General features: G+C 61.4%; 20 protein-coding genes and 2 pseudogenes. 8 read left to right on the plus strand and 14 right to left on the minus strand.

All coding sequences use genetic code 11. From position 1 onward, the window contains the following. The 4 genes from H0V34_15035 to H0V34_15050 all read left to right on the plus strand — a co-directional run. Nucleotides 1–576: phosphotransferase (locus H0V34_15035; protein ID MBA2492935.1), on the plus strand; the 576-nt coding region annotated here is incomplete at its 5' end. After that, on the plus strand, nucleotides 573–1,256 hold the full coding sequence (locus tag H0V34_15040) for a nucleotidyltransferase family protein (GenBank protein MBA2492936.1): 684 nt from the start codon (nucleotides 573–575) through the stop codon (nucleotides 1,254–1,256). The genes H0V34_15035 and H0V34_15040, both read left to right, overlap by 4 nt. A 7-nt stretch (nucleotides 1,257–1,263) precedes the next feature. Next, entirely contained in the window at nucleotides 1,264–2,697 is a 1,434-nt protein-coding gene (locus H0V34_15045; protein MBA2492937.1) for a glutamate--cysteine ligase, read from the plus strand. Between the two features lie 4 nt (nucleotides 2,698–2,701). Beyond that, nucleotides 2,702–3,706, plus strand: a complete 1,005-nt coding sequence (locus tag H0V34_15050; protein ID MBA2492938.1) for a succinylglutamate desuccinylase/aspartoacylase family protein — start codon at nucleotides 2,702–2,704, stop codon at nucleotides 3,704–3,706. Nucleotides 3,707–3,780: 74 nt separating this feature from the next. Here the strand turns inward: H0V34_15050 and H0V34_15055 are convergent, their stop codons facing one another. From H0V34_15055 to H0V34_15070, 4 genes are read right to left on the minus strand one after another with little or no spacing between them, the layout of a single operon-like run. Continuing rightward, complete coding sequence (locus H0V34_15055; protein ID MBA2492939.1) at nucleotides 3,781–4,071, minus strand: hypothetical protein; 291 nt, start codon at nucleotides 4,069–4,071, stop codon at nucleotides 3,781–3,783. A gap of 39 nt (nucleotides 4,072–4,110) precedes the next feature. Next, nucleotides 4,111–4,452 (minus strand): hypothetical protein, encoded by a 342-nt coding sequence (locus H0V34_15060; GenBank protein MBA2492940.1) that lies wholly within the window; start codon nucleotides 4,450–4,452, stop codon nucleotides 4,111–4,113. After that, nucleotides 4,452–4,805 (minus strand): hypothetical protein, encoded by a 354-nt coding sequence (locus tag H0V34_15065; GenBank protein ID MBA2492941.1) that lies wholly within the window; start codon nucleotides 4,803–4,805, stop codon nucleotides 4,452–4,454. The genes H0V34_15060 and H0V34_15065 overlap by 1 nt, the downstream gene beginning before the upstream one ends. Nucleotides 4,806–4,827: 22 nt before the next feature. Beyond that, complete coding sequence (locus H0V34_15070) at nucleotides 4,828–5,544, minus strand: TIGR04255 family protein (protein ID MBA2492942.1); 717 nt, start codon at nucleotides 5,542–5,544, stop codon at nucleotides 4,828–4,830. Nucleotides 5,545–6,137: 593 nt separating this feature from the next. Between H0V34_15070 and H0V34_15075 the strand changes: the two genes are divergently transcribed. After that, a complete protein-coding gene (locus H0V34_15075; protein MBA2492943.1) occupies nucleotides 6,138–6,347 on the plus strand; it encodes a dodecin domain-containing protein in 210 nt (69 codons plus the stop codon). A gap of 21 nt (nucleotides 6,348–6,368) precedes the next feature. Continuing rightward, nucleotides 6,369–6,779: a DUF302 domain-containing protein gene (locus H0V34_15080; protein MBA2492944.1), complete on the plus strand. Its 411-nt coding sequence runs from the start codon at nucleotides 6,369–6,371 to the stop codon at nucleotides 6,777–6,779. Here H0V34_15080 and H0V34_15085 read toward each other — a convergent pair. Further along, a complete protein-coding gene (locus H0V34_15085) occupies nucleotides 6,776–7,519 on the minus strand; it encodes a YdcF family protein (GenBank protein MBA2492945.1) in 744 nt (247 codons plus the stop codon). The two genes, H0V34_15080 and H0V34_15085, sit on opposite strands and share 4 nt — an antisense overlap. 195 nt (nucleotides 7,520–7,714) lie before the next feature. Between H0V34_15085 and H0V34_15090 the strand changes: the two are divergent. Then, nucleotides 7,715–8,705 (plus strand): annotated as a pseudogene (locus H0V34_15090) (aldo/keto reductase). Nucleotides 8,706–8,762: 57 nt separating this feature from the next. On the opposite strand, the gene lipA reads toward H0V34_15090, so the two are convergent. The 9 genes and pseudogenes from lipA to mrdA all read right to left on the minus strand — a co-directional run bounded on the left by lipA (nucleotide 8,763) and on the right by mrdA (nucleotide 17,851). Beyond that, entirely contained in the window at nucleotides 8,763–9,725 is a 963-nt protein-coding gene (lipA, locus tag H0V34_15095) for a lipoyl synthase (GenBank protein MBA2492946.1), read from the minus strand. Further along, nucleotides 9,691–10,407: a lipoyl(octanoyl) transferase LipB gene (gene lipB, locus H0V34_15100; protein MBA2492947.1), complete on the minus strand. Its 717-nt coding sequence runs from the start codon at nucleotides 10,405–10,407 to the stop codon at nucleotides 9,691–9,693. The genes lipA and lipB overlap by 35 nt, the downstream gene beginning before the upstream one ends. A gap of 19 nt (nucleotides 10,408–10,426) precedes the next feature. Beyond that, entirely contained in the window at nucleotides 10,427–10,702 is a 276-nt protein-coding gene (locus H0V34_15105; GenBank protein ID MBA2492948.1) for a DUF493 domain-containing protein, read from the minus strand. Next, nucleotides 10,699–11,562 (minus strand): D-amino acid aminotransferase, encoded by an 864-nt coding sequence (locus H0V34_15110; protein ID MBA2492949.1) that lies wholly within the window; start codon nucleotides 11,560–11,562, stop codon nucleotides 10,699–10,701. The genes H0V34_15105 and H0V34_15110 overlap by 4 nt, the downstream gene beginning before the upstream one ends. Further along, nucleotides 11,562–12,731: a D-alanyl-D-alanine carboxypeptidase gene (locus H0V34_15115; GenBank protein ID MBA2492950.1), complete on the minus strand. Its 1,170-nt coding sequence runs from the start codon at nucleotides 12,729–12,731 to the stop codon at nucleotides 11,562–11,564. Before H0V34_15115 ends, H0V34_15110 begins: the two co-directional genes overlap by 1 nt. A gap of 198 nt (nucleotides 12,732–12,929) precedes the next feature. After that, nucleotides 12,930–13,763, minus strand: coding sequence for a septal ring lytic transglycosylase RlpA family protein (locus H0V34_15120; protein ID MBA2492951.1), 834 nt, complete (start codon nucleotides 13,761–13,763; stop codon nucleotides 12,930–12,932). 5 nt (nucleotides 13,764–13,768) lie between these two features. Further along, nucleotides 13,769–14,788, minus strand: a complete 1,020-nt coding sequence (mltB, locus tag H0V34_15125; GenBank protein ID MBA2492952.1) for a lytic murein transglycosylase B — start codon at nucleotides 14,786–14,788, stop codon at nucleotides 13,769–13,771. 20 nt (nucleotides 14,789–14,808) lie between these two features. Continuing rightward, a pseudogene (gene rodA / locus H0V34_15130) lies at nucleotides 14,809–15,833 on the minus strand (rod shape-determining protein RodA). Nucleotides 15,834–15,964: 131 nt separating this feature from the next. Then, nucleotides 15,965–17,851, minus strand: a complete 1,887-nt coding sequence (mrdA, locus tag H0V34_15135; protein MBA2492953.1) for a penicillin-binding protein 2 — start codon at nucleotides 17,849–17,851, stop codon at nucleotides 15,965–15,967. Nucleotides 17,852–18,260: 409 nt separating this feature from the next. Between mrdA and H0V34_15140 the strand changes: the two genes are divergently transcribed. Further along, on the plus strand, nucleotides 18,261–19,953 hold a 1,693-nt coding region (locus H0V34_15140), incomplete at its 3' end, for a sodium-translocating pyrophosphatase (protein ID MBA2492954.1).

A 19,953-nucleotide genomic window follows, 5' to 3' on the forward strand; every position in this document is an offset into this window, starting at 1 on the left:
CTGGCGCGCGAACTGAATCTGTTCACGCAATGGTATCTGCCAAAGCACCTGGGCGTCGCGCTGGGCGCCGAATCCCAGGCCGGGTGGGAAGACGTGCGCGTGCTGCTGATCGAGTCCGCGCTGGCACAGGCGTGCGTGTACGTGCATCGCGATTACATGCCGCGCAATCTGATGGTGTCCGATCCCAATCCTGGAGTGCTCGATTTTCAGGACGCGGTGTTCGGTCCCGTGACTTACGACGCCGTGTGCCTGTTCAAGGACGCGTTTGTTTCATGGCCCGAAGCGCGCGTGGACCAGTGGTCGCGGCAATACTGGGAGCGCGCGCGCGCGGCCGGCCTGCCGGTACACGATTCGTTTGCAGACTTCCAACGCGCCTTCGACTGGATGGGCCTGCAACGGCATCTGAAGGTACTCGGTATCTTCGCGCGACTCACGCATCGCGACGGCAAGTCCGGCTACGCCAGAGATACTCCCCGCTTCGTGCGCTACGTGATGACGATCGTCGCCCGCTACGGCGAACTGGCGCCGCTCGCGCGTTTATTCGAGCATCACGTTGTGCCGCGCGTCTCTTTATGAAGGCGATGATACTCGCCGCCGGGCGAGGCGAACGAATGCGGCCGCTCACCGACCACACGCCCAAGCCATTGCTCAAGGCGGGCGGCAAGGCGCTGATCGAGTATCATCTGGAGGCGCTGGCGGCGGCGGGCTTTAACGAGGTGGTGATCAATCTCGCGGATCTGGGCGATCAGATCCAGGCGAAGCTCGGCGACGGGGGCCGCTTCGGTCTGAACATTCGCTACTCCGATGAGGGCGAGCGCGCGCTGGAGACCGGGGGCGGCATTTTCAAGGCATTGCCGCTGCTGGGAGACGACCGTTTTCTGGTGGTCAACGGCGATGTCTGGTGCGATTATCCGTGCACGCTTCGCGGGCTGGCGCGCGGCGACCTCGCGCATCTGGTGCTGGTCGATAATCCGGCGTATCACGCTCAGGGCGATTTTTTTCTGGACGCCGGAAGGCTCAGCCCGACGCACGGGGAGAAACTCACCTTCAGCGGCATCGGTTATTACACACCATCGCTGTTCGCGCACTGCCAGCCGGGCGCGTTCCCGCTGGCCCCGTTATTGCGACGCGCCATCGAAGTTGGAAAGGTCAGCGCCGAGCACTATCGGGGCGAATGGCTGGATGTGGGCACGCCGGAACGCCTGCGGGCGCTGGATGCGCGCCTGTACGCCGATGTTGGCTCCCGACCGGACTAGAAATTCGATGGGACAGGAAATAGATTCCAGCCGCTTCACGCCGCGCGATTTCGAGGAGTTCGCGCGACGCCTCAAACACGAAACCGAGCTGTTGATCACCCATGCGCACGCGGGCGGATTGTCTAGCACCGGGCCGGTCGCAGGTTTCGAGCTGGAGGCATGGCTGGTGAACGCACGGCTGGAACCAGCGCCGGTCAACGAAGCCGTCCTCAAGACTATGGCGGACCCGCTCGCGACCTTGGAACTCGCGAAGTTCAATATCGAACTCAACGTGGAGCCGGAGCTGCTGATGGGCCGCGCACTAAGTGGTCTGGAAGCCGCGCTCAAACGCACCTGGACCGGCGCGCACGACGCGGCCCGGCAGCATGGCGCCGGCCTGCTGACCATCGGTATCCTGCCGACCTTGCGCGCCGAGCATTTAAGCCTCGCTAACATGTCGGGCCTCAAGCGTTACCGCGCGCTCAACCGGCAGGTGCTGCGCGCGCGCGACGGGCGGCCGCTCAAGCTCGACATCGTGGGTCATCGGCACCTCAAGTGCGAGCACAACAATATTTTGCTGGAATCCGCCACAGCGTCATTCCAGATCCATCTGCAGGCGCCGTTTGAGCGCGCGCACCGGCTTTACAACGCGGCGATAGCTATTTCGGCGCCCATGGTCGCGGCCGGCGCCAACGCACCGTATCTGTTCGGTCAGGACCTGTGGAGCGAGACCCGTATACCGTTATTCGAGCAATCGGTCGAGGTCGGCGGCTTTAACGATGTCGCGCAGGGGCCGCTGCGGCGCGTGAGCTTTGGCTCCGGCTATGCGAGCGACTCCATTCTCGAATGTTTTACTGAGAATCTTGAACATTTTCCCGTACTGCTGCCGACGCTCAGCGACGATCCGTCCGCAATGTTCGCGCATCTGCGCCTGCACAACGGCACGATCTGGCGCTGGAACCGGCCGCTGATCGGTTTCGATGCGGATGGCACGCCGCACGTGCGCATCGAGCACCGCGTGCTGGCCGGCAGCCCGACCATCGCCGACGCGGTGGCTGACGCGGCGCTATTTTACGGACTCGCCGAAAGCCTGTGCGCGCCGGGTGTGCGCCTTGAGGCGCGACTGCCATTCGCGCAGGCCAAGGACAATTTCTATCAGGCGGCGCGCTTTGGGCTCAGCGCCAGCGTGAGCTGGCTGGATGGCAAAAAGACCGGCATTCGCGCGTTGCTGTTGAACGAGCTGCTGCCGCTTGCGCGCCGCGGTCTACATTCAATCGGCATAGAGCCGGCGGACTGCGACCATTACCTCGGCGTGGTTATGCAACGAGTGGAACAAAGCCGCAACGGCGCCGGTTGGCAACGCGCGTTCGTGGCGCGTCACGGGCCGGACATGCAGGCGCTGACGGCTGCCTATATCGATCGTCAGCGGCGCGGCGAGCCGGTACACACCTGGCATCCTTGAGCGCATGCTGACCGAACTCGACTATCTTCCGGAAGGCTTGCTGCGGCTGCCGGCCCATCGTCTGCACGAAGTGCTGGCCGGGCCCACGCTTATCCACCTGCCGGGACGCCGCGAGCCGCCGCTGTTCGTTTCGATATTATTGCACGGCAATGAGGATGTCGGCCTTCAAGCGATGCAGACCTTGCTGCAACGCACAGAGACTTTACCGCGCGCCCTGTCGATCTTCATCGGAAATGTGGGCGCGGCCCGTCTCGGCGCGCGTTTTCTGCCGGGACAGCCGGACTTCAACCGCGTGTGGCCGGGCGGGGATTTCGCGGATTCTTGTGAGGCGCGCACCTTGGCGGAAGTGGTCAGGATCATGGCGGCGCGCGGCGTGTTCGCGAGCGTGGATGTCCACAACAACACCGGGCTTAATCCGCATTACGCCTGCATCAATCGGCTGGATCACTGTTTCCTGCAGCTGGCGCTGCTGTTCAGCCGCACCGTGGTCTACTTCGTGCAGCCTACCGGGGTACAGTCGATAGCTTTTGCCGAGCTGTGTCCGGCCACCACCCTGGAGTGCGGCAAATCGGGCCAGGCGCGCGGCGCGCAGCACGCGGCCGATTATCTGGCGGCCTGTCTGCGGCTGGCCGAGTTGCCGGTGCAGCCGGTGGTGGAACAGGACATCGACCTGTTCCACACCGTCGCGGTGGTAAAGCTGCCGCCGGAGGCAAGCTTCAGCTTTGGCGGCGACAAGGCTCAAGTCCGTTTCGATGACGATCTGGACCGATTCAATTTCCACGAACTGCCGGCAGGCACCGTGCTTGCCGACATAGCTGCCGATGGACCCGTATTCCTGAGGGCGACCGGCGAACGGGGCGAAGACGTGACGCACCGGTATTTCGCCAGCCAGGAAGGGCGGCTCACCTTGAAAAAGTCCGTTATGCCGTCGATGCTGACCCTTGACGAAGAAATCGTGCGCCAGGACTGCCTGTGCTACCTGATGGAACGAGTGGCAATCCCGCAGTAAACTCAGAACTTCGGAGATGTCGAGAACGGGCATCTTTCCCATACGTGGGCGGAAAGGAAGCATCGGCCGCTTCCTTATGAACAGGATGCTAACGGTCGTGGCTCCGCGACCGAAGGGAAATCTAAGCAAAGTGCGCCACTCATACAGTGTTTCAATTCAAACGCCCTGACGCCCTCACGTAGCCGCGTAAAATGAATGGAAAGCTTGATGAGAAAGATATAAAAGGCAGTCTGGCCCAAGCAGAACAGGCGCTTTTGCTTTTGCCGACTAAATTGATTTAAAGGCGTAGTATGAATGTCGTCGAGCAACACAAGATGATCGTCATCCATAGCTGTGCCGGCCGGTAAGAAAAAAATATCAGACATACGTTGTGTCCTGATGAGATCAATATTCTGCCGGATTCTCTATTCATTGAACTTCGCATCAGAAAAACGTTTACGCACTGCAGATAGCGGAATAATAGGAGAGAAGACGACATTACAGTCGGGGCGGGATGGATTATCCGGGTCAATGTCGCTATTCGAAAGGATCATGCCACGGACTTTAAGCATCTCGTTGTCGTTCTTAATGGCAAATCCCGTCCAGCCATCTCCTTGCAAGGCTTTTTTTGTTGGCGCGGGCAAGATGTAGTAATCGCGAAACTCAGAAAAGCGCTTAAGCTGCTCAGTGACTTTGTTGTAGTCTGCCTCGCTCAAATATGCGGGCAGATGACATCGGATCACCTCCGCAAGTTCGTCGGGATCCATTAATCTCTCACATACATATCTCGGCGGTTGCGATACAGCAGCTTGCGCGCGCCTGCATCGAGATCAAGTTCGCTAGCTGAAAGCATGGCCGCAACTTCAGAGAGCACTTCACGCATACTCTGGCTAGCTGTTCGCGCTGGAGTAGGAGAGCCTTGTGAAGAGTTGCGTATGTGTAGGCTTGACCGGCTGTAGGAGGTGTCAGATACGAGCGGAATGACATGCGTCATTCGCTCGCTATAAACGTTCGACCCGGCCACGCCAGTAGTCAACGTGACCGCCAGCAAAACCGATCCCTTTAATTCTCGGGACAGCAGCGTCGTGGGAGCATAAGGGTCAATGATAGGAGGATTCATCAGATCTGCCGACACAAATGCATCACTCCCACACTGGTTTTAGCGCTTCGATGGTATCTGGTTTCAAAATGGCAAAGAAAACTTGCTTCTCCGTTTCGTGCGCCTGCTCTAGCAGAGCGTCCGCGGCACTCCAGTAATCGCTCAGGTCTTTCTGGTAGATTGTGTCCACATCTACTAGTACGCCGCGGATTATTTCGTTACTGTCATCGATCTTCGCCTCTACATGTGTCTGAATCCCTATCAGATTGTCGAAGAGATCTGTCGATGTCTCAACCCTAAGGAGAGCGGATTTGTCCAGAAAACCCAAATCGGCGACGTCTAGCTGAACGTTGAGCATCTGCAGCTGATCGTGATCTGAACTAGATTCGATTACGTTTCTGTACTTGATTGAAAATCTCTCAACTCTACGAACTTGTTCGGTGTCGCGAAGTGAATCCAGGACACGGCGTACGATCGGCTTAAAGAGGTGCCAGCCTGGATAAGGACGTTTGCAAAGTACGGCAAGAACTTTTGGGCCGAGAGCAACTTGAAACTGTTCGCCGGTCATTAGCCTTTGCGGTTGATATTGGAGCTGAGGCACGCTCTGGATCATCTCAATGGGAAAACTGGCTTGCGGCAGTATTGCTACGTTGGGAAGATCAGTGCCCAGATCCTTAAATATCATGCCAAGGATCAGTTCGCTTGCGCTCGGGCTAGATGGCTCGAACCGCAACTCGAAAGCAACGTCGATGATCGGCACTCGCCCGAGCCTCGTCGGTGTCCTAGAGCCGCTTGCCGTCGTGCGCGAGGCTACCTTGGCCAGCTTTTCGCGTTCGTTGCTACTCAAAGGTGACTTACGTCTAGTCAATTGCGTCTTTCTAGCCGACATAGCATTAATCAGCTTCTGTTGGCTCAGCTGCCAAAGGTGTAACGTTCGATAAAGTGGAATTCGATGATTATTCTGCTTGTAGGTTTCATGTGATGCAACATTGCTTTTCCAATGCCTTAAGGGCCATTTGCAACGCGTTAAGCTGGAAAGCTTCAAAGAACGTTCTTGGCACCTTTATTCACCACAAATAAGCATATATATATCAACAATATATATCGCGGTTAAGGATTCGCTGCCGAATTCCCTTATTCGTTGGGGCGCTTCGACTGGCACTTAAAAATCTAGATAAACAATAATCGACACTTGTCCGGGCAACTCTTGCTTCAACGCGCGCGTCACAGCCCGCGGTTTGTTATCCTCAGCAATACCGCGCAGGCGAGACTGCGCGCGATACACACGTCGCACCGCCATCGATGCATGACCGTTAGAGGCGGCCGTAAACCTTCAACTTTCCGGAGTACATCATGAGTGATCACGTATACAAGGTGGTCGAGCTGGCGGGTTCATCCACCACCGGCAGCGACGACGCGGTTCAGAACGCCATCTCGCGCGCCGCCAAAACGATCGACAATATGGACTGGTTCGAGGTGCTGGAGACCCGCGGACACTTGAAGGATGGGCGCGTGGAGCACTGGCAGGTTACCGTCAAGGTCGGCTTCCGGCTGAACGATTAATCATTCGAAACAGGAGCGATCATGGCGCAACCGCTGGCTTTCGAAATCGAGCTCGATCAACCTTACGAGGCGGCGGTCGAAGCTGTCACCGCCGCGCTGAAAACCGAGGGCTTTGGCATCCTCACCACCATCGACGTCAAGGCGACTCTCAAGCAAAAACTGAATGAGGATTTTCGTCCGTACGTGATTCTCGGCGCGTGCAATCCGCCGCTCGCCCATCGCGCGCTGTCCGCGGAAGCGCGCATCGGCGTGCTGCTTCCGTGCAATGTAACGGTCGAGGCGACCGACGCTAACGGTTCGCTGGTGCGCCTCGGCGATCCGCACGTGTTGTTGCAGGTGGGTGGGCTGGATCAGAATCCGGCCGTGCGCGAGATCGCGGACGACGCGCGGGCACGACTGCAACGCGCGGCGCGATCGCTGACACAAGGCTAGGTCTGGTTCGCGCGGCGATACCGGTACCATACCATCGCCAGATACTCCGACGATGCGTTGCTGGCCATGTACAGGGCGCGGTAGGTCGGCAGCATCCGGTAAGCGCGCCGCGGCGTGTCGCAGGCGGTAGGTGCGGGTGTCACTTTCAGCCCTGCGCGTAGGAACGACCACACAGCGCGGGGCATGTGCCAGCCGTGGGTGACCAGCAGCGCGTGCTGGACATCGTGCGCGGCCAGCATGCGCGCGGAATTAACCGCGTTTTCGAACGTATCGCGGCTGTCGCTTTCCATCCATGTCACGGGCACGCGAAAATCCTGCTCCAGCGCCTCTTTCATCATTGATGCCTCGCTGCGCGCCTCGCCGAACAAACGTCCGCCGGAGACCAGAATCGGCAGCCCGGACTCGCGATGCAGGCGCGCCGCGTAACGCAGTCGCTCCAGGGTAAAGTATTCAACGGTATCGCCACCATATTCATCGGCGTCGCGGTTTCTGCCGCCGCCCAACACGATAATTGCCTGCGCTTCCTGAGGCACGGCGCACAGGACTTGGTAACGCGCGTCCAGCATAGTGACCAGACGATGCGACACGGCGGGCGTGCTTAACAGATAAAGGATCGCGACACCGGCAACGGCGAGCAGGAATCCCGCGACCGGCAACGGACCCAGCACTGCCAGGCCCAGCGCGATCAGCAATAAAGGGCCGGCGGGCGGAAGTAACAACGATGCGATCAGGTAAGTCACGTATGCCGCCGCTGTTTGGGCCGAGGCGAGACTTTACCCAGTCGGGCCGGCGGTTGGAAGGTTTCGCCCGCTGGTTCCTGACAAGCGGATCGAGACCGCAAATGCAGACCGAACAAACCGGCGCATGGTTTGTCCATCCCACCATCCGCTGCGTTCCACTGTGTTTTATTGTAGTTTTTTCTTCAGGAGGTTTTAATGCAACAACGCAAACTCGGCTCACAGGGTCTGGAAGTTTCCGCGCTCGGCCTGGGCTGCATGGGCATGTCGGATTTCTACGGCGAACGCGACGACCGCGAGTCCATTGCGACCATCCACCGCGCGCTAGGAACTGGGCGTCAATCTACTCGACACTGCCGACATGTACGGCCCGTTCGTGAACGAAGAACTGGTGGGCCGCGCCATCGAGGGCCGCCGCGACGAAGTCGTGCTGGCGTCCAAGTTCGGCATTGTGCGCGATCCGGCTGACGCCAGCTTCAAGGGTGTGAGCGGCAGGCCGGAATATGTACGCGAGGCCTGCGATGCCAGCCTCCGGCGACTGGGCGTGGACACGATCGATCTTTATTACCAGCACCGGGTCGATCCGGACACGCCCATCGAGGACACGGTCGGCGCCATGGCGGAGCTGGTGTCCGCGGGCAAGGTAAGGTTTCTGGGCTTGTCCGAAGCTGGCGCGGACACCTTGCGTCGCGCGCACGCGGTGCATCCGATCAGCGCGCTACAGACCGAATATTCGCTGTGGACGCGCGACCCGGAAGACGATGTACTCGATATCTGCCGCGAGCTTGGTATCGGTTTCGTCGCATACAGCCCCTTGAGCCGCGGCTTTCTGACCGGTCAGCTTCGCAGCTTCGAGGATTTGCCGGAAGACGACTACCGGCGACAGTCACCGCGTTTTCAGGGCGATAACTTTCAGCGCAACCTCGATCTCGTGGCGCGCGTGCAGGATCTGGCCGAGGAAAAACGCTGCACGCCGGCGCAACTGGCAATCGCGTGGGTGCTCGCGCAGGGCACTGACATCGTGCCGATCCCCGGCACCAAGCGTCGCAAGTATCTGGAGCAGAATCTGGCCGCGCTAAACGTCCGTCTGTCCGCTGAAGATCTGCAGCGCATCGATGAGGTCGCGCCCCACAGCGCGGTCGCAGGTCAGCGCTACGCGGAGTCCGGTATGGGCATGGTCAATCGCTAGGAACCGTTTATTGAGTCATAAATTCGAGCGGCACACGGAGGTGCCGTGATTACGCCGTCAATCCGGCGGCCTAACCCAGGCGGCCTGACGATCCGCGTGATACGACGACCGCACCATGGGCCCGCTCGCCACGTGCGAGAATCCCATGCGGCGACCGGCCTCGCCTAACTGATCGAATTCGCGAGGCGTCACAAAGCGCGCCACCGGCAGATGGTGGCGGCTGGGTTGCAGATACTGACCCAGGGTCAACATGTCGCAACCGTGCGCGCGCAGGTCACGCATGACCTGCTCGACTTCGGCAAGCTCCTCCCCAAGCCCCAGCATCAATCCCGATTTGGTCGGAATCCGCGGGTGCGCGGCCTTGAATCGCTGGAGCAGCGACAGCGACCACTGGTAATCGGAACCGGGCCGCGCCTGACGGTAAAGCCGCGGCACGGTTTCGAGATTGTGATTGAACACATCCGGCGGCGCCTCGGCGATGATCTTCAAAGCCACGTCCATGCGACCGCGAAAATCCGGCACCAGCACCTCGATGCGGATCGCCGGATTGCGCGCGCGCACTTGCGATATGCACGCCGCGAAATGCGCCGCGCCGCCGTCGCGCAGATCGTCGCGATCCACGGAGGTGATCACGACGTACCTCAGCCCCATCGCCTTGATAGTGCGCGCCAGATGTTCGGGTTCGTCAATGTCCAGCGGATTCGGACGGCCGTGGGCCACGTCGCAGAACGGACAGCGGCGCGTGCAGATGTCGCCCATAATCATGAACGTGGCCGTACCGTGGCCGAAACATTCGCCGAGGTTCGGACACGCCGCTTCTTCGCACACGGTGTGCAGCGCGTTCTCGCGCAGGATTTTTTTCAGTCGCGCGACTTCCGGAGTCGCGGGCGACTTCGCGCGTATCCACGGCGGCTTGCGCGCGGGGCGGATGGTAGGCTCTATCTTGATCGGGATGCGGGCTACTTTAGCCGCACCCCGCATTTTTTCACCCTGAACGATGCGATGCGGGGTCGAGGACATAGTTAATTTCGGCTTGCTCAATTGAGCCGTCATTGTACGCCAGGCCCGCAAGCAGATGGCCGCACAAACGAGTCGCTACGATGCGGCGGTCGTTGATCTGAACATGGTCTCTGAGCTGCGTGACTGCCAGCCCCGCGTAACCGCACGAGTTGATGCGCGCGAAGGGCGAAAGATCCATATCGACGTTCAGGGCGAGGCCGTGATAACTGCACCCGCGCCGGATGCGCAGGCCCAGCGCGGCGATCTTTTTGCCTTCGACGTAGACGCCTGGCGCGTGTCGTCGCGCCTGCGCGGTAATGCGGTAGTCGGCAAGTAGCGCGATGACGGCGTTCTCGATGGCGCTGACCAGGGCGCGCGCGCCGAGCCGCGCGCGCTTAAGATCGATCAGCAGATAAATCACGACTTGCCCCGGCCCGTGATACGTCACCTGCCCGCCGCGATCGCTCTGCACCACCGGAATATCGCCGGCATCGAGTATGTGTTCCCGTTTGCCGGCCAATCCCAGAGTAAATACCGGAGGATGTTCGACTACCCAGAGTTCATCCGCCGTCTCGGCGCTACGCCGCGAGGTAAATTGCTGCATCGCCCGCCAGACCGGAACGTACGCGTCGTGGCGTAGCTCCCTGACGATTGGGCTCGCCCCGTTGTGGGTCAGCGTCGTCACTGTCGCCGGGTGGCTCATAGTGGATAGCGGAACATACTCAAATGGCCATAATTACCGATTGGCAGGCGCTGATCTCTCGGTAGATGTCATCCAGTTGTCGCCGGCTGCTCGCGGGCACGACGGCGGTGATGCTTTCGTATTTGCCGTGGCGACTGAAGCGGCTGGTGACGGCGGTGTCGGGCAACTCTTCCACGTGATGGCCGATAATCTCCACCACCTTTTCACGCAGATGGCCTTTGGCATGGCCCACTATCTTGATCGGGAAATCGCACGGGAATTTGAGGGCGGACTCGGTTTGAACGTCGTCAGTCACACCGTTTTCCTCACGACGAATTGCCTTTTGTATCTCTGATAAAGGGCATGGATCCGCTTCCATTGCGGTCCCGGCAAGCCATCGCCGACCGGCTTTTCATCCAGGGTCGTGACCGGCAACACTTCCTTTGACGAGCTGGTGATCCAGATCTCCTGCGCGCCGCCTAAGGCGCGTTCACGGATACGCGCCTCTTCGTGCGCGAGGCCGCCGGCCGCGGCAAGTTCCAGGATGAGGTCGCGCGTGACACCCGGCAGCAGCGACGCGCTGTTCGGCGGCGTGACGATCACGTCGTCAATCACGACAAACACATTGCTCGCGGCGCCCTCGGCGACATAGCCGTCGCGTACGAGCAGCGATTCGGCCGCGCCGGCCTCGATCGCCTGCTGGCGCAACAGCACGTTCGCTAGCAGGCTGATGCTCTTGATGTCGCAGCGTTGCCACCGGATGTCTTCCCGGGTTACCGCCTTAATGCCGCCCTCCAACTGCTCCGGCGCGGACCGCGGCAAGAGGCTGGTCATGGCGAACACGGTTGGTTCGATGTCGCGCGGGAAAGCATGGTCGCGTGGCGCGACGCCGCGCGTGACCTGCCAGTACACCAGCAGGTCGCCGCCGCCGGCCCGCTCGATCAGATCGGTGAGAATCTGAACCCAGCGAGCCGGTGCGTAAGGGTTCGGAATGGAGACCTCATTCAGGCTGCGTGACAGGCGCGCCAGATGCTTATCCAGCCGGAAAGCGTGACCGCCATAAACAGGCATCAGTTCATAGACGCCATCGCCGAACAGAAATCCCCGGTCCAGCACCGGCACCCGCGCCTCCTCGGCGGGCACGAACTCGCCGTTGAGATAGACCTTCGGCGACACTACTGGAACCACATCAGAACCGTATCCTTCGCCTGACGCCACAGCCCGCCCTTGTCAAGGGATTGCAGGGCGATCACCGGTGCTTCGCGCAACGGCTCACCCTCGAAAGTGACCTTGACCTGACCGACCCGCTCGCGTTTACCGACGGGCGCCAGAATCTGTTCGTTGAGATCCAGCGACGCGTTTAACGCTGCATAGCGATCGCGCGGAATGGTGACAATCAGATCCTCGGCCAGACCGACCGGCACGTATTCGCTCACGCCTTTCCATGCGCGCGGGGTCGCCAGCGGCTCGTCGGCGGTATAAAGCTTGTGTGTCTCGAAAAACCGGAAGCCATAACTTAGCAGCGCCTGCGTATTGGCGGCGCGCGCGCTTTCGCTCTTGGTGCCCATCACCACGGAGATCAGACGCATGCCATCCTGCCGGGCGGAGGCCGCCAGACAATAGCCGGCCGAATCCGTATGGCCGGTCTTGAGGCCGTCCACGGAATCGTCGTGGATCAGCAAGGTGTTGCGGTTGTATTGCCTGATGCCGTTATAAGTGAATTCGCGCTCGGCGTAGCCGGCATAATACTCTGGGAAATCGCGGATCAGCGCTTGCGACAGGGTGGCGATGTCGCGCGCGGTGGTGTACTGCTCGGGATGCGGCCAGCCGGTGGAATCGACGTAATGCGTGCCGGTCATGCCCAGTCTTTCGGCTTCCGCATTCATTAAATCCGCAAATGCGCTTTCGGTACCGGCGACGTGCTCGGCCACGGCCACGGTCGCGTCATTGCCGGACTGGATGATGATGCCCTTGAGCAACTCCTTGAGTTTTACCCGATCGCCTACCTCCACGAACATCTTGGAGCCGCCCATGCGCCACGCCTTCTCGCTGATCAGCACCTCGTCATCCAGACTGATCTCGCCTTGCCGCAGCGCCTTGTAGACCAGATAAGTGGTCATGATCTTGGTGATGCTGGCCGGCTCCACCCTCTCGTCGGGCTGATGCTCGGCCAGCACCGCGCCGCTGTCGAAATCGATCATGATGTAGCCTTTCGATTGAAAGGTGGGCGGCGACGGGATCGGCGCCGGCGCCATGGTCGGCGTCTGTGCGGCTACCGTGGAAGCGTACGCGAACGACATTAAGGTCAGTGCTACGAACAGGCATTTTTGTATTGGCATTGGCATAGTGATAAGCGGTGATGAACTTTCGGAACGAAACATGTGGACTCTAACTCCCTGCCCCGCGGCAAATCCGCAACAACCCCACGACAACTATAACCGGCATCGCAATACGCGTGAATCACCGCGCGTTGCCGCCACTCGCGAACCGGCGTGACGTCGTCCGCCGGTCGTATTCTTCTTATTGTTGTTTTTATACGGTACTTATTCGGCCACGACGCGGGCATCGTACAAACCCAGGGCCTGCACACGCCGCGCGGTCCGATCCGCGTCGGCCGCCGAGGACAAGGGCCCGATGCGCACGCGATACAGCGGACCGTCCGCACCGGTCTGTATCTTATTACCCCCGATCTGAATATCCCCCAATTCAGCGGGCAGCAGTTGTGCGCGCAACGCTTCGGCATTGCGTAACTCGGCAAATGCGCCGACCTGCACGAACAGGGCTGGAAAGTCCGGCAGCGACGTCGCGGCGGTTTGTACAGCCTGCGGCGGCGTTGCGACGACTGGCGCAGGTTCCGGCTGTGGCGCGCCGGGGCTCAGTGCCCGCACCTCGACCAGCGCTGTGCCACGCTGAACAATACCCAGTTTGTATGCCGCGGCGTACGACAGGTCGATCACGCGATCATCGTGAAACGGCCCGCGGTCATTGACCTTCACTACCGTCTCGCGCCCGTTATCCAGATTGGTGACGTGCACGTAAGTCGGCAATGGCAGGCTGGGGTGCGCGGCGGTCATCGCGTACATGTCGTAGGTTTCGCCGCTGGACGCCCGGCGACCCTGGAAATCGGCTCCGTACCACGACGCCATGCCGCGTTCGACGAAGCCCTCGCTGCTGTCCAGCACATCGTAACGCCGGCCCGCGACGTCGTAGTAAGCCGGGTTGCCGTAGCGGCTCTTCGGCTCGACCTTCGGCACCGCATCGGGCGGATAATCCTTGCCCCAGCCAGCCGGCGGCTCCGGCAAGGGCGCATGACCGGTGCAGGCCGAAAGCACAAGCGCCGCCACCAGCCATGCAAGAACCTGCCGGTACACACGCATCGCGCTTAGCCGCTCGCCCTGTCGTAGGCCTGCCTGATCTGCTGGCTTAACTGATACACCGCCATGGCGTACAGCGAGCTGTGGTTATAGCGCGTGATGACGTAGAAATTATTGAGACCCACCCAGTATCGCGTGGCATCGCCCACATCGTATTCGAACAGCGCAACGCGCGCGTCGGCGGCGATAGGGCCTCGCGTTTTCACACCCAGGCTCGTAAGCCGCCTGGCCTCGATGCTCGGCTCCATGCCTCGCGCCACCAGCGCGCGGTGATCGGCGCCGTTCACTTGCGCGGGATACGCGACGCGCGCGCCCTCCCGCCAGCCATGCGCGCGGAAATAGTTAGCGACGCTGCCGATGGCGTCGGCGGTGCTGTTCCACAGTTCGCGCGTGCCGTCGCCGTCAAAATCCACCGCGTAGGCGCGATAGCTGCTGGAGATGAACTGGCCCATGCCCATCGCGCTCGCGTACGAGCCGATTACCTCGGGAATACGCAGCGACTCCTCGCGGCTCAGCAGCATGAAATGCTCCAGTTCCGAGCGGAAAAAGTCGCCGCGGGGCGGATAATCGAAGGCCAGGGTGACCAGGGTGTCGAACACCGGGTAATCACCGGTCTGGCGACCGTAATAAGTCTCCACGCCAATGATCGCGACGATGATCGCGACCGGGACACCGTATTCGTGCGATGCTCTTTCCAGTAACGTCCGGTTCTCATCCCAGAATTCAACGCCGCCGTTGATGCGGGCCCGGGTGATGAAAATTTCGCGGTACTCGTGCCATGGTTTCGCCTCGGCCGGCCGCGCGATGGCCTCCAGCGACGTCTCCTGCTGGTCGACCCTGGCGAACAGCCGCTCAAGCTCGCCGGCGTCGAAGCCGTGTTTCGAGACCATGTCATCGATGAAGTCGCGCACTTCCGCGCGGCCCAGATAGTCGTTGGAATCAGCCTCGGCGGACGTCAGCATATAAACGGCGACCGCGGCCGCCAAGGTGCAAAGCAGTGCGATCAGAGTGCGGGCAGTTAAATTCATTCTTGTTGTTGTTGCAATGGTCAATAAGTATGAGCGCGCGCGTGCGCATGGCGTGTATCCGAGTGCATGGACATGAGCATACCGAATGCCGCCATCAACGTCACCACGGATGTTCCGCCATAACTTATCAGCGGCAACGGCACGCCTACCACCGGCAACAGCCCGGACACCATGCCGATATTTACGAACACGTACACGAAGAAAGACAGGCTCAGACTGCCCGCCAGCAGGCGCGTGTACGTATCCTGCGAGCCGACTGCGATGAACAGTCCGCGCCACACGATCGACGCATAGATCACGAGCAGCAGCATCACACCCATAAAACCCCATTCCTCGCCAAACACCGCAAAGATGAAATCCGTGTGTCGCTCCGGCAGGAAATCCAGCTGGGACTGGGTGCCGTTCAACCAGCCCTTGCCGTACAGTCCGCCGGAGCCGATCGCGATCTTGGACTGAATGATATGGTAGCCCGCGCCCAGGGGGTCGTTCTCAGGGTTCAACATTGTGAGTATGCGCTGGCGCTGGTAATCACGCATGAAATGCCAGAGCAACGGCGCGCATGCAAGCCCGGACAGACACATGGCCGACAGCAGCCGCCAGCTCACGCCGCCAGAAAAATGGCGAACGCGCCGGCGCTGCCGACCAGCAGGGCGGTGCCCAGATCCGGCTGCTCCGCGATGAACATAACGGGCGTCGCGACCATCAGCAGCGCCAGCGCCACCCGCCAAGAGCGCGGCGGCAACGGCCGGCCGGCGAAATACCAGGCGACCATCATTGGCACCACCAGCTTCATGAGCTCCGAAGGCTGGAAACGCAGAAGGCTCAGACTAAGCCAGCGCTGCGCGCCCTTGCTGACCTCGCCGAAAAACATGACCGCAGCCAGCAGAATCAAACCGGCCAGGTATAACCAGGGCGACCAGGTCCGAAGATTCCGCGCCGGGATCTGCGCGATTAGCAGCATGACGCCAAGGCCGACTGCGAGCCGCAATCCCTGGCGCGTGATCAGCTCGAAGTGCGCGCCACCCGCGCTATAAAGGATCACCATTCCCAGCGCGGCCAGTGTGGAAAGCGCGGCCACCAAAGGGATATCCAGCCTCAGCAGACGGATCAACGCTCCCGAACCGGCTGCCCCCGGCGTGTGCGAATAACCGCTACGCGCGGCCGATCCGGGGCGCGTCACCGAGGACCGGCCATGAGCGCGGGGGCGCTTTCCAGCAGATGGTAATCCAGCACCTTGCGCGCGATCGGCGCCGCCACGCGCCCGCCCCCGCCACCGTTTTCGACAATGACGGCAATCGCGATGCGCGGCGCTTCAGCCGGCGCGGAAGCGATGAACAAGGCATGATCGCGCAGTTCCGCCGCGACCCTGGTTTCGTCATATTCTTCATCCTGCGCCAGGCCGAATACCTGCGCAGTACCGGTCTTGCCGGCGATCGCGTATTGCGCGTCCTGACCGATGCTGTACGCGGTGCCGCGCGGGTTGCGCGTGACCTCGACCATGGGACCGATCACCTGGTCCCAGAACGCCGCATCGCGCACTTCGAGGGCGCCGGTGAATTCGGGCTCAATCGCCCGGAAGGCGCCCGTGCAGATATCCTGAAGCGCGTGCAGAAACCGTGGGCGTACGTATTTGCCGCGCATCGCCAGGGTGGCGGTGGCGGCGGCGAGCTGCAGCGGGGTCACCAGCATGTAGCCCTGCCCGATGCCGGCGCTTAAGGTCTCGCCCGGAAACCAGACCTGACCGCGCGCGGCCAGCTTCCAGGCGCTGGACGGCAGCAAGCCCGCCGCCTCGCCGGTGGAATCGAGTCCGGTGACCCGCCCCAGCCCGAATCGCGTCAGGAAATCGTGCATGCGGTCGATGCCGAGCCGATGCGCCAGATCATAGAAATACACGTCGGCCGAACGCATGATAGCCAGCTCCAGGTTCACCAGCCCGTGACCCTCGGGCTTCCAGTCGCGGTAGTGGCGGCTGTCGCCGGGCAACTGATAATACGGCCCGGCCCACATGGTTCGATCAGCCTGCGTGACGCCGTAATCCAGCCCCGCCAGCCCCATGAACGGCTTGATGGTCGAACCCGGCGGATACTGGCCGGTGAGCGCGCGATTGAACAGCGGCCTGCGGGGATCGTCGCGGAGCAGGTCGTAATCCGTGTAACTGATGCCGTTGACGAACAGGTTGGGGTCGTATGCAGGCTTGCTGACCATCGCCAGAACCTCGCCGGTGGCGGGCTCGATCGCGACCACCGCGCCGTTCGCGTCGCCCAGCGCCTCGGTCGCCACGCGCTGCAAACCCATATCCAGACTCAAGACCAGATCCGCGCCGGGTATCGGTAACTGCTGATCCAGCACGCGCAATGGCTTGCCCTGTGCGTTGATCTCGACGTGCTGGAAACCCGGCGCGCCGTGCAGCCGGGTCTCATAATATTTTTCCACGCCCAGTTTGCCGATGTGGCTGGTGGCGCTGTACATGTTTGGGTCGAGCTGGCGCAGCTCGGCTTCGTTGATGCGCCCGACGTAACCCACGGCGTGCGCGGCCAGCTCGGCCGCGGGATAGCGGCGGCTCGAATGGGCGGCGATGTCGACGCCGGCAAACAGATGGCGGTTGATGGCGAATGATGCGACGTGCCGGGGACTGACATTGAGCAGCAGCGGCGCGGCCTGGAAAGGTTCCTGACGTCGCACGATGGTTTGAAAGCGGCTCAGGTCACTGTCGCTGATCGGCAGGATTTCGGCCAGCCCGGCCAGGGTCGCGGGCAAGTCGCGTACCTGGGAGGGGGTAATTTCCAGCGTGTAGCTGGGCAGATTCTCGGCCAGCACCACGCCGTTGCGGTCATAGATAAGTCCACGCGGAGGCGGCACCGCGACCAGTCTTATGCGGTTATCCTGCGAGAGTGTCTGAAAGTGATCGTGATTGGTAATCTGCAGAAACGCCATGCGGCCCGCCAGGACAGCCAGCAGCACGAAGGTCGCCAGCGCGGCGACCGCGGCACGTATCGCGAATCGTTTGCGTTCGTCGCGCGGACTTCCGTAACTCGAGTTACTAAGAGTCTCTCGTACCGCCATGGGATCAGGCAATGCCGCATCGCGCGGCCTTATGGGTCGTGTGCCCCTTAAGGGTCGAAATGTCCCCTGGTCGATATGCCCCTTAGATTAGTATCCCCGTAGGGGTCAATATCCCGGCAGGTCATCAAAGCGCTCGAAGGCGCTGGCGACTCTGCTATCGTCCTTGAAGAACGCGGGATTATACGCGGCTGCGCTGCCACAATAAGCGTGGCGACTCGTCGTTTATCACGGATACGCGACCGCACGTCGCCGCCAGCGAATGGGCATGCGGTTGTTGGCACGCAATATCGCCCGCACGCGGGTCTGCCGAACCGAAACCTGTGAACCTCGCGCGGGCTGATGTTAGTATCCTGCGGTCGCTGATCCGCGTCCTGCTGAATAACAACTCCGAACCTGAAGGACCGATCCAATGTCCCACTTTATCCCCTTTCTGCTCGGCATCCTCGGTCTGGCCGCCGCCTATCATATCTTTCGCCTGGTTTTGCAATATCCGCCGGGCACCGGGCGCGTGGTGGAGATCGCCGATGAAATTCACAAGGGCGCGATGACCTTTATGCGCCGCGAATACACGATCCTGGCCGTGTTTGTCGTCGTGGTCGCGTTCTTGATTCTGATCTCCGACCTGGGCGCCCGCACCATGCTGTCATTTATCATCGGCGCGCTGTGCTCGGCGGGGGCCGGCTGGTTCGGGATGTACACGGCCACGCACGCCAACGTGCGCACCACCACCGCCGCGCATACGAAAGGCGCAAGTGAGGCGCTAACGGTCGCCTTCTTCGGCGGCGCTATCATGGGCATTACGGTCGCGGCCACCGGACTATTGGGCCTTGGCTTTCTCTACCTGCTGTTTGGCGGCGATCCAGCCACCGCGCGCGTGATTCACGGTTTCGGCATGGGCGCGTCGAGTGTGGCGCTGTTCTCGCGCGTGGGCGGCGGCATCTTCACCAAGAGCGCGGACGTGGGCGCCGACCTGGTCGGCAAGCTCGAAGCGGGCATTCCGGAGGACGACCCGCGCAACCCTGGCGTGATCGCGGACAACGTCGGTGACAACGTCGGCGACGTGGCCGGCATGGGCTCGGACCTGTTCGAATCCTACTGCGGCGCGATCATCGCATCGATCGCCATCGCCTCTGCGCTCTCCCCGCGGATCATCGCCGACATCGGCGCGCGCGAAGATCTCATGTTCCTGCCGCTGGCGCTGGCATCATTGGGGTTGATCTGCTCGCTGCTAGGTATCTTTCTGATCCGCAAGTCCTCCGGCAGGTCACCGGAGGTCGCGCTGCGCTTGGGCACCCTGACGGCCGCCGGACTCTTCATCGTGCTGGCACTGTTCGTGATTCTGTTGCTTGGTATCGATATCGGCGTGTGGGGCGCGGTCGTGGCGGGCTCGGTCGGCGGCGTCATCGTGGGTCTCGTCACCGAGTATTACACCGGCGGCCCGCCGGTCAAAAAGATCGCAGCCGCGGGCGAGACTGGTCCCGCGACCGTGATGATCGCGGGGCTCGCCACCGGCATGGAGTCGGTGGTGCTGCCGGTGCTCTCGATCGCCGCCATCATCTATTTCGCCAACGGGTTCGCCGGCCTGTTCGGCGTGGGCATCGCCGCCACCGGCATGCTGGCCACGGTCGGCATCACCATGGCTATTGACGCTTACGGGCCGGTAGCCGACAACGCGGGCGGCATCGCGGAAATGGCCGAACTCGGTCCGGAGACGCGCGAGATCACCGATAATCTCGACAAAGTCGGCAATACCACGGCCGCCATCGGCAAGGGCTTCGCCATCAGCGCCGCGGCGCTGGCGGCGCTGGCGATCATCACCGCGTTTCTCACCGAAGTCGGGCACGGCGCGAGCGGCGAGATCCATCTGAATCTCGACGATCCGGACGTGCTCGTAGGCTTGTTCATCGGTGGGATCTTCCCATTCATCGTGGCCTCACTCACCATGAGTGCCGTCGGCTCCGCGGCGTTCGAGATGATCCACGAGATCCGCCGTCAGTTCCGCGAAATACCGGGCTTGATGGAGGGCACCGCCAAACCCGACACCGTGCGCTGCGTTGACATCGCCACGCAAGCGGCGCTGAAACGCATGATCCCGCCGGGGC

Source organism: Gammaproteobacteria bacterium, assembly GCA_013696315.1.
Lineage (GTDB): Bacteria > Pseudomonadota > Gammaproteobacteria > JACCYU01 > JACCYU01 > JACCYU01.